This is a genomic window from Pseudarthrobacter sp. MDT1-40-2 (genome assembly GCF_059383595.1).
The window spans coordinates 23,372-38,224 of the sequence record NZ_JBWZCL010000010.1 but is presented as its reverse complement, the minus strand read 5'-3'; the positions used below and the strand labels follow the sequence as shown (position 1 = coordinate 38,224).

Sequence of the window (14,853 nt, the reverse complement as noted above, 5' to 3'; positions counted from 1 at the left end):
GGAACTTCAGCCTTAGGCGCAGCCTTCGGAGCTTCGACCTTGGGCGCAGCCTTCGGAACTTCAGCCTTAGGCGCAGCCTTCGGAGCTTCGACCTTGGGCGCAGCCTTCGGAACTTCAGCCTTAGGCGCAGCCTTCGGAGCTTCGACCTTGGGCGCAGCCTTCGGAGCTTCCTCCTGGGCTTCCTCTGCACGCGGCTCGGCAGCAGCTTCCGCCGCGACGGGCTGCACTGCTTCCTCAGCAGGAGCCTCGGGTTCGGAATTGACCGTGAAGCCCTCTGGCAAAAGATCTGCCAACGACTGCGTCAGCGGTGCACTGTCATCACCCGAGACGTCCACGCGGCCGGAGGCCTTGGCTTCGTTCTGGGCCTTGGCTTCTGCACGCTGCGTAGCGCGACGGGCCTCTGCCTTGGCTTCGGCCTTGTTCTTCAACGGGCCCACCACCATCACCATGTTGCGGCCATCGATGCGGGGGCTGGATTCCACAACGCCCACTTCGGCAACGTCTTCAGCGAAACGCTGAAGCAGGCGGATGCCCATCTCCGGACGCTGCTGTTCGCGGCCGCGGAACTGGATCATGGCCTTGACCTTGTCTCCGGCGCCGAGGAAGCGGAGGGCGTGGCCGCGCTTGGTCTCATAGTCGTGAGTGTCGATCTTCAGGCGGAAGCGGATTTCCTTCAGGACCGTGTTGGTCTGATTCTTCCGCGCTTCACGTGCCTTGACGGCGGCCTCGTACTTGTACTTGCCGAAGTCCATCAGCTTGCACACCGGAGGCTTCGCCTGAGGTGCTACTTCAACGAGATCAAGGTCGGACTCGGCAGCCAAACGCAGGGCATCCTCAATACGGACGATTCCTACCTGTTCACCTGCAGGGCCGACCAGCCGCACCTCGGGGACGCGGATACGCTCATTGATTCTTGGCTCGCTAATGTTAAAGCTCCTGTGTTCGTTGTTGGTATTCCACCGGCAAACAGAGAAGGCCTCCAATTGCCGGAGCAATCGAAGGCCTCGAAGATCGGAACCGCTGATACTGAGAGCTAAGCCCAAAACACCAACCAATCTAACGGCTGTGCCGATAGACGCCGACCTGTACCCGGCAACCTTGCGCCCCTGGAACGAATCCTGGGACAACGGCTGACGCGGGTGGGAGAGAACTCCGCTTGCAAACTGATGATCATTCACAAATGAAGGATCCCGGTGCACGTAGCGGTCCGGGTTCCGTTCATCGCAAAATAACGACATTCAGTCGGTCTGTGACAAGCTTACCAGTATGACCACCCCAGATAGTAATTCACACGTTTACCAAGCCCCGGAAGAGGCCACTACCGGCGTCGCGCAGCAGATCCGTGACATTGCGGAAGTCCCCGCCATCGAAGTTATTACGACGGCGGCGGTCCACCTTATGAGCGCATCGGCAGTGAAGCTTGGCCTCGCCGAGGAAGAGAACGCAGCTGAGCTGAAGGATCTTGACGAAGCGCGCAAGCTAATCACGGCACTCGCCGGGCTGGTCACCGCTGCGGCTCCCGAAATCGGTTCCCAGCACGCCGGCCCGTTGCGCGACGGCCTGCGCTCCCTGCAGCTTGCGTTCCGTGAGGAATCGATTATTCCGGACGCCCCCGGCAAGGGCCCTGGTGAGAAGTTCACCGGACCGGTTAACTAATACTCACTGAAGCAGTACCAGCGACGGCGGCATGTCCCCTTTCCGGGACGTGCCGCCGTCGTTGTTTCCTGATGTAGTCGTCGTCGCGTCACACCGCAAGCCGGCGGCGGCGCAAAGCCTGCAGCAGCAGCCCGACCATGCAGACCAGAACGCCGGCCGTTCCCACGGCTACAAAACCCCCCGAGGGACCAATGGAGTCGATGAAGACGCCTGCCAGCGGCGCCCCCAGCGCGACGCCCGACGTCAACGCTGAGCCATACCAGCCCATGGCTTCTCCCCTGCGGTCTTCGGCCACTAGCTCCGCTACTTTTTCCGATGCTGCGGACAGCACCGGAGCGCACAGAAGCCCCGGCGCAATGGACAGCAGGGCCAGATCCCAGGTGCCCTGCGCAAAACCCATGGGGATGCTCAGGGCAGCCATGCCCAGCAACAGCAGGATGGGCGAGACCGGCCGGTGCATGGCGCCGTAAAGCACGCCACCGACGACAGAGGCAGCGCACCAGAAAAGAAAGACAATTCCGATCTCACCCTGTCGGTCCGTGAGCTCCAGTGCTGCCACGATCCCGACGTCGGTGCCACTGAGCACCATCCCGGTCCCGGCCGCCACGGCGAAGACTGCGCCGACGCTGGCGGTGAACCAGGTGAAGTTCCGCGCCATCCTGGACCTCAACCCCGGGGAGGTGCCTTCGGTGGTACGGCGTGCTGCCGGAGCAATTTCCGCAGCGGCTTCGGGCAGGTGCGCCGGCGCGGCCGACACCGCCGCCACTTCCGCTGCGTGGAGCTGTTCCTCTGCCATGGCCGGCACGCGTTCGGTGCTGCGTGTAGGCGGGTTGAACCACATAAGGAACAGACCCGCGAGGGAGGTGGAGACGCCAACAATGGTCAGGCCGATAACACTATTGCCGGTCGTGGCGATGATCGCACCCACAGCGGGGCCGATCATGAAGACCACCTCGGTGGTGATGGAATCCAACGCGAAGGCGGTCCGGCGCTGGTCGCCGTCGGCAAGAACTCCCAGCGACTGGCGCACCACGCTGAAGATCGGCAGGGTCAGCAAGCCTCCGACGAAGACCAGCGGGAGCAGCCACTGGTAGCTCACGTGCGGAACGATGGACCAGATCACCGTCTCGGAGACCACGGAGGGGACCAACGCGCGGCGAAGCCCAACGGTATCGACCCGGCGTCCCCGCCAGGGTGCACCTACTGCAATTCCGATGGTCATGACCGCCGCTGCTGCTCCGGCGGCTGCGTACCCTTCGCCCAAAGTCAGCACAATGTGCAGGGTCAGCAGCACCCCTGCTGCAGAGTGTGGTATCCGGGCAACCATACCGACCAGCAGCAGCCGCCGAATGGCCCTGATTGCCAGCAGTTCACGGTAGAGGGCGAAGTTCACCAGTGTGTCCTTTTGGTCTGCTCCCGGGCAGCACGAGGATCACCCCGCTGACCGACAGCTATTGCGAAGCGCGCCTGATCTTGATTTCGATTGAATCAACGCGCTCTGCAAACAATACATTCTGCGCCCACCCTGCGTGGAGGTCTGACACCAGTGCTTGCAGTGCAGCTGCGTCGAGACCGTCCTCCAGGTACAGGACAGCCCGGAGCTCAGGTCCGGCACCGCCTCCCGGGACTGTGGTTCCGTCCGCAGTGGCGGTGGCGACTCCTCCACCAGGGAGGATCTCCAGGCGGCGGACTGCATCATGGCCGGCCAAAGCTCCGGCCATGGCTTCCGCGACCTCAGCATCCGCATAGGACGGCTGCCAGGGCTTCTGCTGCGCCAGGGACCAAACGGCCGGACGGCGCAGCACAAACGGCGCGGGACTGCCTGGGTCCAGGACCATCAGTTCGGCGCCTTCGGCTACAGCGGACAACGCCGCCCGCGCAGCGTAGACGGCAACGGGCCTGGCCTGGGGATGCCATTGCGCCAAGGCTTCGGTGCTGGTGAAGACCGGCAAGGCTTTCCGGCCGTCCGCAGCCTGCAACGTCACCAGGGCCATGTCGGCTTGCTTGTCCGCCACTAGGCCACCGGCACCGGTGGCTTCGCCGGCAACTGTCGCAACTATGGGAACGAAAACGCGCGCGGCTGCAAGGGCAGCAACGACATCCTTTTCACCGCCCGATCCGGCATGCAGGGCTGCCCTTGCAGCCACGTAATCAGGGTTCGCAGCGCCGTCGTCGTCTTCAAAGTTATGGATGCTGGCGTCATCACCGGCAAGGCTCCTGCCCGCCCACGGCCGGCCGGCCGAATCGGTGGCACCTCCTGCTCCTGCCAGAGCGGCGGCGATGTGACCGGGCAAGGGCCTGGCGGGACCGTTGGCGGTGTTCCGAGAGTTGTCATCCCCGGTGCTCATGCTGCTCTCCGCGCTGTTGATCGCAGCCGCTTAACGGCGCCCTGCAACGTCTAGTGCTTCAGGGAGCGTAAACGCGGGGGCGTACAGCGCCTTGCCCACGATGGCCCCTTCCACGCCCAGCGGAACCAGCGCACGAAGGGCTGCGAGGTCGGCCAGGCTGGAAATCCCGCCGGACGCGATCACGGGTTTGTTGGTCTTCTCCACCATCTGGCGCAACAGTTCTACGTTGGGTCCCTGCAACGTGCCGTCCTTGGTGACGTCGGTGACCACGTAGCGGGAGCAGCCTGCGTCCTCCAGCCTGGCCAGCACCTCCCACAGGTCACCGCCCTCCCTGGTCCAGCCACGGCCCGCCAGGGTGGTTCCGCGAACATCGAGTCCGACGGCGATCCGGTCGCCAAAGCGCTCGATAACGCGCCGGGTCCAGTCCGGATTCTCCAGGGCGGCGGTGCCAAGATTCACGCGGGCGACGCCCAGATCCAGTGCTGCTTCGAGGGAGGCGTCATCACGGAGACCACCGGAGAGTTCAACTTTGATGTCCAGGCGGCCAACCACTTCCCGGAGCAGCTCAGCATTGGAACCCCGGCCAAAGGCTGCGTCCAAATCCACCAGATGCACCCACTCGGCACCTTGCTCCTGCCAGTTCAGGGCAGCTTCCAGGGGCGTCCCGTAGCTGGTTTCGCTGCCGGCCTCGCCCTGGACGAGCCTGACGGCCTGGCCGTTAACGACGTCGACGGCCGGAAGCAGTTCCAGCACGGGCAGATCTGTTGCAGTGGTCATCTCAGTCCTCAGTTAGTTTGTGCAGCCGGGTCTGCAGCAGCCCGGTTCCGATGTCCAGCTCAGGCGGCCGGCAGTGTCAGCAGGTAGGCAGCCACGAGCGCCATTCCTGCCAGTACGAAGAACGAAACCTGAGTCCATAACGGCTTACCCTGCTGGCGGAAGGACAATGCCCCGCCAACCAGCAGGCCACCGAGGCCCATCAGGACAATCGACCACATTCAGGACGCCCCGCCGGCAGGTTGTTCCGTTGACGGACGGCGAAGTCCGTCAACCCAGTTCCGCAGCAGGCGGGCACCGGCATCGCCGGACTTCTCCGGGTGGAACTGCGTGGCACACAACGGCCCGTTCTCTACGGCGGCAATAAACGGACCGCCGTGCTCGGACCAGGTAACCAGCGGTGCTGCCATCCTCGGCTGGATGACATCGAAGTTCCACTCCTGGACGCCATAGGAGTGCACAAAGTAGAAGCGCTCATCCTCGACGCCGGCAAACAATCGCGATCCCTCCGGCACCTTAACGGTGTTCCAGCCCATGTGCGGGACCACTTCTGCCCGAAGAGCCTCAACTTTGCCGGGCCATTCGCCCATGCCCGGCGCCTCTGTGCCGTGCTCAACTCCCGCTTCGAAGAGAACCTGGAGCCCTACGCAAATGGCCAGGACCGGCCGCCCGCCGGCAACGCGGCGGCCAATCAGCCGGATAGCGTCCACTGCCTGGAGTTCGTTCATCACCGTCTCAAAAGCACCCACACCCGGTACCACGAGGCCATCGGCATTGAGCACGTCCTCCGGCTTGGAGCTCAGCAGCACGTGGGCACCGGCGCGTTCCAGGGCGCGGACGGCTGAACGGACGTTACCCGAACCGTAGTCCAGGACGGTAACCGTGGGTTTCCCTTCCGGCGACTCCGGCTTGCGGCTTGCCGATGGGTCGGTCACAGCCCCATTACGAAGGACCTGGCCGCTCATAATGCCCCCTTGGTCGAAGGAATACCGTCTACGCGTGGATCGGATTCAACAGCGGCCCGGAGCGCCCTGGCGAAGGCCTTGAACTGGGCCTCGACGATGTGGTGAGGGTCCCTGCCCGCGAGTACGTTCATGTGCAGGCATATCCCGGCATGCAGGGTCATGGCCTCAAAAACATGGCGCGTCAGGGACCCGGTGAAGTGGCCGCCAATCAGGTGGTACTCCTGGCCTGCCGGTTCGCCGCCGTGGACGAGATAGGGCCGGCCGGAAACATCCACCACCGCGTGGGCAAGGGCTTCGTCAAGGGGAACTGTAGCCTCACCAAAACGCCGGATGCCTGCCTTGGAGCCAAGGGCTTCGCGCAGCACTTCGCCAAAAGTAATAGCAACGTCCTCGACGGTGTGGTGCACGTCGATGTGGGTGTCACCTGTTGCCTTAACAGTCATGTCGATCAAGGAGTGCTTGGACAGAGCCGTCAGCATGTGGTCGTAGAACGGGACCGAGGTGCTGATATCCGAAACTCCGGTGCCATCGAGGTTAATCTCCACCAGGACGGACGATTCGCTGGTGGCACGCTCAAGGCGTGCGGTCCGGGCCTGGACGGCGTTGGAACCGGCATTGCTCATGGTGAAGTGTCCTTTAGGGATGGTGATAAAGGCGTGAACTGGCTTATTCCAGTTTATGCCGGAAGCCGGGCGGCTCCGGCCAGGATCTCTTCAAGAGAAGTCAGGAAAGCTGTGGTTTCGCTCTCAGTTCCTGCTGTGACCCGAAGGTGGCCCGGAATGCCGACGTCCCGGATCAGCACTCCGGCATCCAGGAGTCCCTGCCATACCTCGTGCGGGTTCTCCAGACCGCCGAAGAAGACGTAGTTGGAGTCCGACGCAGCCGGCTTGAGGCCCAGCCGCAGCAGACCCTCCACAATCCTGTCCCGCTGGCGTTTGATGTCCTCAACGTCAGCCATCAGCGCCTCGCGGTGTTCCAGGGCCGCCAGGGCCGTTGCCTGCGTGATTGCGGACAGGTGGTAGGGCAGCCTTACCAGCCGCAAAGCATCGGTGACCTCCGGAGCGGCTGCCATGTAACCCAGCCGGGCACCGGCAAGGGCAAAGGCCTTGCTCATGGTGCGGGAGACAATCAACCGCTCCCGTCCCGGGAGCAGTGTCAGGGCGCTGGGCGTTCCGTCGTGGGCGAACTCGTGGTAGGCCTCATCCACGATCACAATGGTTTGACTGTCCTCACCGGCATCGTAGACAGCTTCCACGACGTCGAGCCCCAGCCCCGTGCCGGTGGGGTTGTTGGGTGAGCACAGGAAGACGATGCCGGGCCGCAGGTCGCGGACCTGCCGTGCGGCCGACTCCGCGCTAAGGCCGTAGTCATCGGTACGCTGCCCCTTGAGGTATGCGGTGTCCGTGCCGCTGGCCAGGAGGGGATACATGGAATACGTGGGAGGAAAGCCCAGGGCGGACCGGCCCGGTCCGCCGAAGGCCTGCAGAATCTGCTGCAGAACCTCATTCGAGCCGTTGGCTGCCCAGATATTCTCAGCAGTGAGACCGTGCCCCAGATACTCGGCCAGCTTGCTCCGGAGCTCGGTGAATTCACGGTCCGGATACCTGTTGAGGCCAGCGGCAGCGGCGGTAACTGCCTCCGCGATAGCGGCCTGCACTTCCGGGGGAACGCCGTGCGTGTTCTCATTCACGTTCAGGAGGATGGGAACATCCAACTGCGGCGCACCATACGGAGAAAGCCCGCGGAGGTTGTTCCGCAACGGGAGTCGATTCAGGCGCTCAAACTTTTCACTCACCGTACAAGCTTAAGTCTGCGCGGCCTGGGCGCGGAAACTGTGACGGTATGCCAGCCCGGATTGGCCGCCATGCGTCCAGGAACGCGGGGTCAGTCCTTGCCTGTCGGCACGAACAGCTGCTGTCCCGGGACCACGGTTCCACCGGCAAGATTGTTCAGCTGTACGATTTCTGCCACAACGTCCCGCGGGTCCCGGTCCGGAGCTACAGCGGACGCAATCCCCCACAGGGAAGAACCGGGCTGGACGACGACGGTGACTGTCGGCGTCACCGAGAGGTCCTGGGCTGAATCCGAGGCCTTCGCCGGGGAAAGCAGAAATCCGGCCAGACTCAGCAGCAGTGCGGCCAGGACCAGCAGGGGTACCCCAATCAATACCACCTGGCCGCGCCGGGTAAGGCGCAAGGGGGCGTTCCCCGGACCTTGCTGGGATCGCGTACTGGACGCCTGGCGCATGTGGCGGCCGGACATGGTGGAAATCCGGTTGCGGAAACCTCCGCCGTGAAAAACAGTTACAGCTGACATGGACTGAGCCCTCCTGGACCTGCGATGCTGCCCGACATATACCCGTCCCTGCTGGGCCGGCCATCTGTGCCCGCGACCGACGTTCGAACAAAGAACCGAACCAAGCGCCGCGACTCGAATACATATTCGAAGATTGCTTTGTTCAGTTTTAGCACCTATGAACGAACATTGTCGAGACTCGCTAGAACAAATGTTTGAAAAAGCTGTGTGGCTGCCCTACGTTGGGTGAAGAGAAACAACCACCACTGCAGTTCATCAGCGGGGTCTGACATTTTTGGCTGGAAAGGCACGGGTACCACATGGCAACACAGGCCACGGGAGGCAAGCCGACGTCTCGGAACGTACCGGCTGCCCGCGCCCCAAAAGGCCTCACGGCCCGGCAGAAGAAAATTCTCGAGACGATCCAACGTTCTGTTAACGACAATGGTTATCCGCCCTCCATGCGCGAAATCGGAGACACCGTGGGGCTGGCCAGCCTGTCCAGCGTCACGCACCAGCTTTCCCAGTTGGAGAAGCTCGGTTACCTCCGGCGGGATCCCAAGCGGCCCCGGGCGATGGAAGTGCTGATGCCGCTGACCCTGGACGGTGGAAACGGAAAGGGAGCAGCAGCCGTGCCGGAGCATGGTGCAGCCCCGGCCGCCACGGTCACGCAGTTGCCCACGGCCGTCGACACCGCCATGGTTCCACTGGTGGGCCGTATAGCCGCCGGCGGGCCCATTCTCGCGGACCAGCTGGTGGAAGACGTCATGCCGCTGCCCCGCCAGCTGGTTGGCCAGGGTGAATTGTTCATGCTCCGGGTCGCCGGGGACTCCATGATCGACGCAGCCATCTGTGACGGTGACTGGGTAGTGGTCCGGCGGCAAAGTGATGCCATCAATGGCGATATTGTGGCTGCCCTGCTCGATGACGAAGCCACCGTTAAGACTTTCCGCCAACGCGATGGCCACACCTGGCTGCTGCCGCAGAATACGCAGTACGAGCCCATTCTGGGCGACCACGCCAGCATCATGGGCAAGGTCGTTTCGGTCCTGCGTTCCCTGTAGTCTGCTGCGCTTCCCCTCACGCGAAAGGTTCCCCGGCTCAGGCCGGGGAACCTTTACTTTGCCTCAGCCAGCCTGGCCAGCGCCGCATAGGCGATCTTCGCATCACGCGTGGGCCAGAACGGCGGCAGCGCCGATCGCAGAAAGTTACCATAGCGTTCGGTGGAAAGCCGCGAGTCCAGAACGGCCACTACTCCCCGGTCCCGTGTTGAGCGGATCAAGCGTCCGGCCCCCTGCGCGAGCCGGACGGCCGCATGCGTGGCGGACACTGCCATGAAGCCGTTGCCGCCGGCCTGGGCAACTGAACGCGACCGTGCTGTCATCAGTGGATCGTCGGGACGCGGGAACGGAATGCGGTCAATGACAACGAGCCGGCACGAATCTCCAGGGACATCAACCCCCTGCCACAAGGACATGGTGCCGAACAGACAGGTATCCCTTTCGTCGCCGAACTGCTTTACCAGGCCAGTCATGGTGGACTCCCCCTGGCAGAGAATTTTCACGCCCAATCTGCCACGCATGGCCTCGGCGGCCTCTTCCGCTGCCCGTCGTGAGGAGAACAGGCACAGGGCCCCGCCGGCGGACGCCTTGATCAGGGCCTCAAGCTCATCCAGGGTCTCCGGCGAGGTACCCCTGCCAGGTTTGGGCAGGTGGCCTGCAACGTACAGGATCCCCTGCTTGGGGTAATCGAAGGGCGAGCCTACATCGATGCCCGTCCACGCCGGTGCGCCCTCCCCCACCAGTCCAAGGCCGCCTGCAGTGGGTTCGAACGCCGAACCGATCGCAAGGGTGGCTGAAGTGAGCACAACGGTATGGCCGGCAAACAACCCCTCGCGCAACTTGCCTGCCACACTGAGCGGCGCAATGTTAATCAACGCCGGAGCTGAGTCATCCGGCTGCCCGTAGCCCTGCTGCGGATCGAAGGAACTGGCGCGGGATATCCACACCACTTCACGGTTCTCACGCGCCAGCAACAGCCGTTCACACAGCTCCAGGATCACCAACAGCCGCGACCGTGCGAGCTGGCGTCCGCCGTCGGCAGTTGCCGAACTGTCCCCCTTTGAGTCCGAAAGCGCGCCGCGGCAGGCATCACGCAACTGGTCCACGCAGTCCAACTGCTCCTCGTTGAGCCCGTTGGGAAGGAGTCCATTGGCGGCTCCGACGAGGGAGAGTTCGAGGTTGGCCGCCGCGGCGTTGAGGGCGTCGACCGTGATGGCCGTATGCTTCCGGGCCCCCGCTGCTGCAGCATGAATCATCGCCACCGAGAGCTGGCCTGAGACGGCGCCTGTCACCCGGTCCTGGAGTTCATGCGCTTCATCCACGACCACAACGTCATACTCCGGCAGCACCGCCAGACCTTCGAAGGCACTGACGGCGAGCATGGCATGGTTGGTCACCACAACGTCGGCGTCTGCGGCATCCTGGCGGGCCAACTCGCTGAAGCATTCCTCGGCAAGCGGGCACTTCTGGGCGCCGAGGCATTCCATCGACGTCACGGAAACCTGCCGCCAGGCACGGTCCGTTACGCCAGGCAGGAGCTCGTCCCGGTCTCCGGTGGCGGTCTTCTCGGCCCATTCGCGGAGCCTGACGACTTCCTTGCCAAGGGCAGAAGAAGGCCCGCCCACCGCCGCTGCGAAGTGCGGAACGCTGGTGTCCTCGCCGAGCGAAAAGAGCTGCCCTTCCGACGGCTCCTCGGAGGGAAACCCGCCTTCGAGCTTATGCCGGCAAACGTAGTTGGCGCGGCCTTTCACGAGCGCCACTTTGACGGGCCGCTCCAGTGCCGGAGTGAGGGTCTTCAGAAGCCTCGGCAGGTCCCTGCCCACAATCTGGGTCTGCAGCGCAAGGGTGGCGGTTGAAACCAGCGTTGGCTTATTACTGACCAGCGAATGCGCAATCAGCGGGATGAGGTACGCCAGGGACTTACCGGTTCCAGTGCCGGCCTGCACCAGCAGGTGTTCGCCGGTTTCAATGGCGCGGGCTACCTCGCGCGCCATCTGATGCTGGCCGGCGCGGCTCTGGCCGCCCATCCCGTCAACAGCCCTGTCGAGCAGTTCCAGGACGAACTGCTCGACAGTGCTCTTATCAGGACATTGCGTGTCGCTGGCCGCCACCTCAGTCATTGCTGATGAACGGTTCCAGCTCCGCGGCGAGTCCTTCGCGCACCTTCACGAGGGCACGGGTACCTGTTTCCTCGTGCTCCATGCTGAGGATCTCAACGTCCGAGTCGTGCAACTTGCTGACCAGGTCACCGCGGTCGTAAGGAATCAGCAGTTCCAGCTTGACACCGGGCCGCGGAATGGATTCGCTGATGGCGCGCAGTAGCTCCGAAATTCCTTCGCCGGTCCGGGCTGATACCACCACGTGCCGCGGCTCGCGCTGCTTGAGCCGCTCCACGACGAAGGGATCGGCGGCATCGGCCTTGTTGAGGACGATGATCTCGGGCACCTTGCGCGCATCCACCTCGCTGAAGACCTTGCGGACGGCAGCGATCTGGCCTTCCGGATCCGGATGCGAGACGTCAACGACATGGAGGATGAGGTCAGAATCTGCCACCTCCTCCAGCGTCGAACGGAAGGCCTCCACCAGCTGGGTAGGCAGCGACCGGACGAATCCAACGGTGTCTGCCAGCGTGTAGTTCAACCCGTCTGCGGTCTCTGCCTTGCGCACGGTGGGGTCCAGCGTGGCGAAGAGTGCGTTTTCCACCAGGACACCGGCATCCGTAAGACGGTTAAGCAGTGACGACTTGCCTGCGTTGGTGTATCCGGCGATAGCGACGGACGGGACGGAATTCCGACGGCGGTTGGCCCGCTTGGTTTCCCGTGCCGGCTTCATTGCAGCAATCTCGCGGCGGAGTTTGGCCATCCGGGTGCGGATACGCCGGCGGTCCAGTTCAATCTTGGTTTCACCAGGACCACGCGAGCCCATGCCGGCACCGGCCCCGCCGATTTGTCCGCCGGCCTGACGGGACATTGACTCACCCCAGCCACGCAGGCGCGGCAACAGGTATTCGAGCTGGGCCAGTTCCACTTGGGCCTTGCCCTCGCGGCTCTTGGCATGCTGGGCGAAAATGTCCAGAATCAGGGCGGTTCGGTCAATGACCTTGACCTTGACGATGTCCTCAAGCCCACGGCGCTGGGATGGAGCCAGCTCAGCGTCCACCACGACAGTATCTGCGCCGGTGGCCATCACGATGTCCTTGAGTTCCTGAGCCTTGCCCGAGCCCAGGAAAGTTCCGGGATCCGGTTTGCTGCGCCGCTGGACGAGCCCGTCAAGCACTTCCGAGCCGGCAGTTTCGGCCAGGGCTGCAAGTTCCCGCAACGAGTTCTCTGCGTCAGCCAAGGTACCTTCAGTCCACAGCCCTGCAAGTACTACACGTTCCAGCCGCAGCTGGCGGTATTCGACCTCGGTGACGTCTTCGAGTTCCGTCGACAAGCCCGCGGTGCGACGCAGTGCGCGGCGGTCCTGCAGATCCTGCTGGTCGCCGTCGTACTCGCTGTGTTCCCCATCCTGCCGCGAAATGGCCTGCGCCCTGCCAAAGACGCCGTCTTCCGACTCCCGTCCGGCGGCGTCAGTGCCGCCGGACGGGACATCCTTTGACAGGATCCGGTCGATGACCGCCTGGATCTCCGCAGGACTGAGGTCCTGGGCTGACGGATCGGGTCCGGTACTCTGCTGTGTGCTCATGGTCTCCTTTAGGGGTGTGACACTTCCAGAATAGTGCCGACTGGGCTGTTGTGGCACGGAATTCGCGCTGGGCTGACGGGATCGGGTCATGGGTTCTCCTGTTTGCCGCGCCCTCCAGGAGCAAAGCAGATTCCTGAGGAGGAGTGGCGGTTCTTAGGTGGCCGGAGCAGCCAATGAAGGGGACGCCCGCGACGTCTGCAAGAGGCGCCGCTAGGGCTGGAAGTTTCTTGATTCTCCGGCCAAGGCGGTACTCAGTCCGCTCATGGATTGCTGGGAAAGTCGCCGGAAAAAATCTCGGCGACGGCGGCGGAAAGCCTGTTGAGGCCTGCATCGCCACTGAAGGGAAAGCCTCAGCTACTGGAAAATCAAAATCATGGTTCCAATCCTAGCAGAGTGGAAGCAGCGGCTTCGGCAGCGGAAGGCGCACGGACTTGCCCGGCAGGAATGCCTGCAGCCCACGATTCGTATTCGGCCATGGCCGATACTAGTCTGGCCCATTATGGAGTCTGCACACTATTTCACGGCGTCGCCCGCCGGGCCCTTCCAGCGCAAGCCGCTCACCGTCGAGCTCGCAGGCCACACGCGCCACCTGCAGACCTCCACAGGTATCTTCAGCCCGGACGGAATCGACAAGGGCACGGCCATCCTGCTCTCCGAGGTTCCGCCGCCCGCTCCGACGGGCAACCTGCTGGACATCGGCTGCGGCTGGGGACCCATAGCCCTCACCATGGCCCTCCAGGCACCCCATGCCCGCGTCTATGCCGTAGACGTCAACGAACGCTGCGTCATCCTGACCAACGAGAACGCTGCACGGCTGGGCCTGGAAAACGTCATCGCAGGAACTCCGGAATCGGTGGATCCGGAGCTTCGCTTTGACACCATCTGGTCCAACCCGCCGATCCGGATCGGCAAGGACGGCCTGCATGCCCTGCTGCTGCAATGGCTCCCCAGGCTCGCTCCGGGGGGCACGGCCTGGCTGGTGGTTCAGAAGAATCTTGGCGCGGATTCACTGCAGCGCTGGCTGGCCGAAACCTTGGACGCCAGCTACTCCGTTACCCGGGAAAGCACGGCAAAATCGTTCCGCATCCTGCGGGTCAGGAAAGCTGCCCTTTAGCCACAATCACGGCAGGTCCGCTGAGTTCGACGTGTTCGTGCCCTTCGGGGCCGGCGAAGAACTTGACACCTACAATGCCGCCCGGAACATGGACGTTCCAGGCGTCCGGTGCGCCCGCGCCTGCCCAGTGCCGAATAGCTACTGCTGCGGCGCAAGCACCCGTGCCGCAGGACTGGGTCTCGCCCACGCCTCGTTCATGGACACGCATGGTGATGCTGCCGACGCCGTCGTGGACCAGTGGTTCCGAAGGGACCACGAACTCAACATTCGTGCCCTGGCCTGGGACGGGCTCAACAACGGGGGGCTCGTACAGCCTGGTAGCGGACAGCTCTGCAAGTTCAGCCAGGGCTACCACGGTGTGCGGGTTTCCCATACTCACAGAAAGCGCTGGCCGGGGAACGGAAAGACCATCAGCTGTGACGGTCGAGTCCATGGCTTTGGCGGCGGCCTCGCCAGGGTAGATGAACGACCAGGGACCCATGTCCACCGCATAGTTCTCGCCGGTGCGCACGACAGTCTTGAGACCACCGCGGGTTCCGATGGTGATCGACTCCCCGTCAGCGAGACTGATAAAGCCTTCGGTCCGAAGGAAGTGTACAAATACCCGGACACCGTTGCCGCACATTTCGGACAGCGAGCCATCCCCGTTCCGGTAATCCATAAACCATTCCGCACGCGGGTTGACACTGAGCAATTCCTGCCCCTCAGTAAGGTACCGCGACGGGACGGCACGGATCAGGCCGTCGGCGCCAATTCCCCGGTGCCGGTCACATATCAGGGCAACTTGCTCCGGAGTGATGGTCCGGGCACCCTCGGGATCTGAGATCAGCACAAAGTCGTTCCCGGTTCCGTGGCCCTTGGCGAAATCAACGCCCGCCAGCTGCGGCGGCTGTACGGACTCACGGGTCACTGCGGCTGTTGCATCCATAATTCCAGCCTACCGGGGGAGCCTCCAC

General features: G+C 63.4%; 15 protein-coding genes. 3 read left to right on the top strand and 12 right to left on the bottom strand.

Translation table 11 applies throughout. The annotated features are described in order from the left end of the window. The coding region (gene infC, locus AC50X5_RS16610; RefSeq protein ID WP_494977179.1) for a translation initiation factor IF-3 at nucleotides 1–884 on the bottom strand (884 nt) is incomplete at its 3' end. 382 nt (nucleotides 885–1,266) lie between these two features. Here infC and AC50X5_RS16605 point away from each other — a divergent pair. After that, nucleotides 1,267–1,656: a DUF1844 domain-containing protein gene (locus AC50X5_RS16605; RefSeq protein ID WP_493986292.1), complete on the top strand. Its 390-nt coding sequence runs from the start codon at nucleotides 1,267–1,269 to the stop codon at nucleotides 1,654–1,656. 88 nt (nucleotides 1,657–1,744) lie between these two features. Here the strand turns inward: AC50X5_RS16605 and AC50X5_RS16600 are convergent, their stop codons facing one another. The 8 genes from AC50X5_RS16600 to AC50X5_RS16565 all read right to left on the bottom strand — a co-directional run bounded on the left by AC50X5_RS16600 (nucleotide 1,745) and on the right by AC50X5_RS16565 (nucleotide 7,990). Further along, nucleotides 1,745–3,049, bottom strand: a complete 1,305-nt coding sequence (locus tag AC50X5_RS16600; RefSeq protein ID WP_494977175.1) for an MFS transporter — start codon at nucleotides 3,047–3,049, stop codon at nucleotides 1,745–1,747. A gap of 58 nt (nucleotides 3,050–3,107) precedes the next feature. Further along, nucleotides 3,108–4,004: an SseB family protein gene (locus tag AC50X5_RS16595; RefSeq protein ID WP_494977174.1), complete on the bottom strand. Its 897-nt coding sequence runs from the start codon at nucleotides 4,002–4,004 to the stop codon at nucleotides 3,108–3,110. A 30-nt stretch (nucleotides 4,005–4,034) separates the two neighbouring features. Beyond that, nucleotides 4,035–4,781 carry a bifunctional 1-(5-phosphoribosyl)-5-((5-phosphoribosylamino)methylideneamino)imidazole-4-carboxamide isomerase/phosphoribosylanthranilate isomerase PriA gene (gene priA / locus AC50X5_RS16590; protein ID WP_494977173.1) on the bottom strand — a complete coding sequence of 249 codons (747 nt, stop codon included), beginning with the start codon at nucleotides 4,779–4,781 and terminating at the stop codon, nucleotides 4,035–4,037. A 59-nt stretch (nucleotides 4,782–4,840) separates the two neighbouring features. Beyond that, nucleotides 4,841–4,999, bottom strand: coding sequence for a hypothetical protein (locus tag AC50X5_RS16585; protein WP_494977172.1), 159 nt, complete (start codon nucleotides 4,997–4,999; stop codon nucleotides 4,841–4,843). Beyond that, entirely contained in the window at nucleotides 5,000–5,743 is a 744-nt protein-coding gene (gene hisH, locus AC50X5_RS16580) for an imidazole glycerol phosphate synthase subunit HisH (RefSeq protein WP_494977171.1), read from the bottom strand. Continuing rightward, nucleotides 5,740–6,366 carry an imidazoleglycerol-phosphate dehydratase HisB gene (gene hisB / locus AC50X5_RS16575; RefSeq protein WP_463937469.1) on the bottom strand — a complete coding sequence of 209 codons (627 nt, stop codon included), beginning with the start codon at nucleotides 6,364–6,366 and terminating at the stop codon, nucleotides 5,740–5,742. The genes hisH and hisB overlap by 4 nt, the downstream gene beginning before the upstream one ends. A gap of 53 nt (nucleotides 6,367–6,419) precedes the next feature. Then, a complete protein-coding gene (locus tag AC50X5_RS16570) occupies nucleotides 6,420–7,538 on the bottom strand; it encodes a histidinol-phosphate transaminase (RefSeq protein WP_494977170.1) in 1,119 nt (372 codons plus the stop codon). An 89-nt stretch (nucleotides 7,539–7,627) separates the two neighbouring features. Then, nucleotides 7,628–7,990 carry a LysM peptidoglycan-binding domain-containing protein gene (locus AC50X5_RS16565; protein ID WP_494977178.1) on the bottom strand — a complete coding sequence of 121 codons (363 nt, stop codon included), beginning with the start codon at nucleotides 7,988–7,990 and terminating at the stop codon, nucleotides 7,628–7,630. 368 nt (nucleotides 7,991–8,358) lie between these two features. On the opposite strand from AC50X5_RS16565, the gene lexA reads away from it, so the two are divergent. Next, nucleotides 8,359–9,102 carry a transcriptional repressor LexA gene (lexA, locus tag AC50X5_RS16560; RefSeq protein WP_494977169.1) on the top strand — a complete coding sequence of 248 codons (744 nt, stop codon included), beginning with the start codon at nucleotides 8,359–8,361 and terminating at the stop codon, nucleotides 9,100–9,102. Nucleotides 9,103–9,155: 53 nt separating this feature from the next. On the opposite strand, the gene AC50X5_RS16555 is transcribed toward lexA, so the two are convergent. Then, on the bottom strand, nucleotides 9,156–11,219 hold the full coding sequence (locus tag AC50X5_RS16555; RefSeq protein WP_494977168.1) for an ATP-dependent DNA helicase: 2,064 nt from the start codon (nucleotides 11,217–11,219) through the stop codon (nucleotides 9,156–9,158). Then, complete coding sequence (gene hflX, locus AC50X5_RS16550; RefSeq protein WP_494977167.1) at nucleotides 11,212–12,783, bottom strand: GTPase HflX; 1,572 nt, start codon at nucleotides 12,781–12,783, stop codon at nucleotides 11,212–11,214. The genes AC50X5_RS16555 and hflX overlap by 8 nt, the downstream gene beginning before the upstream one ends. A 499-nt stretch (nucleotides 12,784–13,282) precedes the next feature. On the opposite strand from hflX, the gene AC50X5_RS16545 reads away from it, so the two are divergent. Next, a complete protein-coding gene (locus tag AC50X5_RS16545; protein ID WP_494977166.1) occupies nucleotides 13,283–13,897 on the top strand; it encodes a class I SAM-dependent methyltransferase in 615 nt (204 codons plus the stop codon). Here AC50X5_RS16545 and dapF read toward each other — a convergent pair. Beyond that, entirely contained in the window at nucleotides 13,878–14,825 is a 948-nt protein-coding gene (gene dapF / locus AC50X5_RS16540) for a diaminopimelate epimerase (RefSeq protein WP_494977165.1), read from the bottom strand. The genes AC50X5_RS16545 and dapF overlap by 20 nt on opposite strands. Nucleotides 14,826–14,853: the final 28 nt, after the last annotated feature.

Bases quoted from the DNA above. Each gene is read 5' to 3' on its own strand.
- AC50X5_RS16605 (WP_493986292.1), top strand. From the start codon at position 1,267: ATGACCACCCCAGATAGTAATTCACACGTTTACCAAGCCCCGGAAGAG.
- AC50X5_RS16595 (WP_494977174.1), bottom strand. From the start codon at position 4,004: ATGAGCACCGGGGATGACAACTCTCGGAACACCGCCAACGGTCCCGCC.
- priA (WP_494977173.1), bottom strand. From the start codon at position 4,781: ATGACCACTGCAACAGATCTGCCCGTGCTGGAACTGCTTCCGGCCGTC.
- AC50X5_RS16585 (WP_494977172.1), bottom strand. From the start codon at position 4,999: ATGTGGTCGATTGTCCTGATGGGCCTCGGTGGCCTGCTGGTTGGCGGG.
- hisH (WP_494977171.1), bottom strand. From the start codon at position 5,743: ATGAGCGGCCAGGTCCTTCGTAATGGGGCTGTGACCGACCCATCGGCA.
- hisB (WP_463937469.1), bottom strand. From the start codon at position 6,366: ATGAGCAATGCCGGTTCCAACGCCGTCCAGGCCCGGACCGCACGCCTT.
- AC50X5_RS16565 (WP_494977178.1), bottom strand. From the start codon at position 7,990: ATGCGCCAGGCGTCCAGTACGCGATCCCAGCAAGGTCCGGGGAACGCC.
- lexA (WP_494977169.1), top strand. From the start codon at position 8,359: ATGGCAACACAGGCCACGGGAGGCAAGCCGACGTCTCGGAACGTACCG.
- AC50X5_RS16555 (WP_494977168.1), bottom strand. From the start codon at position 11,219: ATGACTGAGGTGGCGGCCAGCGACACGCAATGTCCTGATAAGAGCACT.
- hflX (WP_494977167.1), bottom strand. From the start codon at position 12,783: ATGAGCACACAGCAGAGTACCGGACCCGATCCGTCAGCCCAGGACCTC.
- AC50X5_RS16545 (WP_494977166.1), top strand. From the start codon at position 13,283: ATGGAGTCTGCACACTATTTCACGGCGTCGCCCGCCGGGCCCTTCCAG.
- dapF (WP_494977165.1), bottom strand. From the start codon at position 14,825: ATGGATGCAACAGCCGCAGTGACCCGTGAGTCCGTACAGCCGCCGCAG.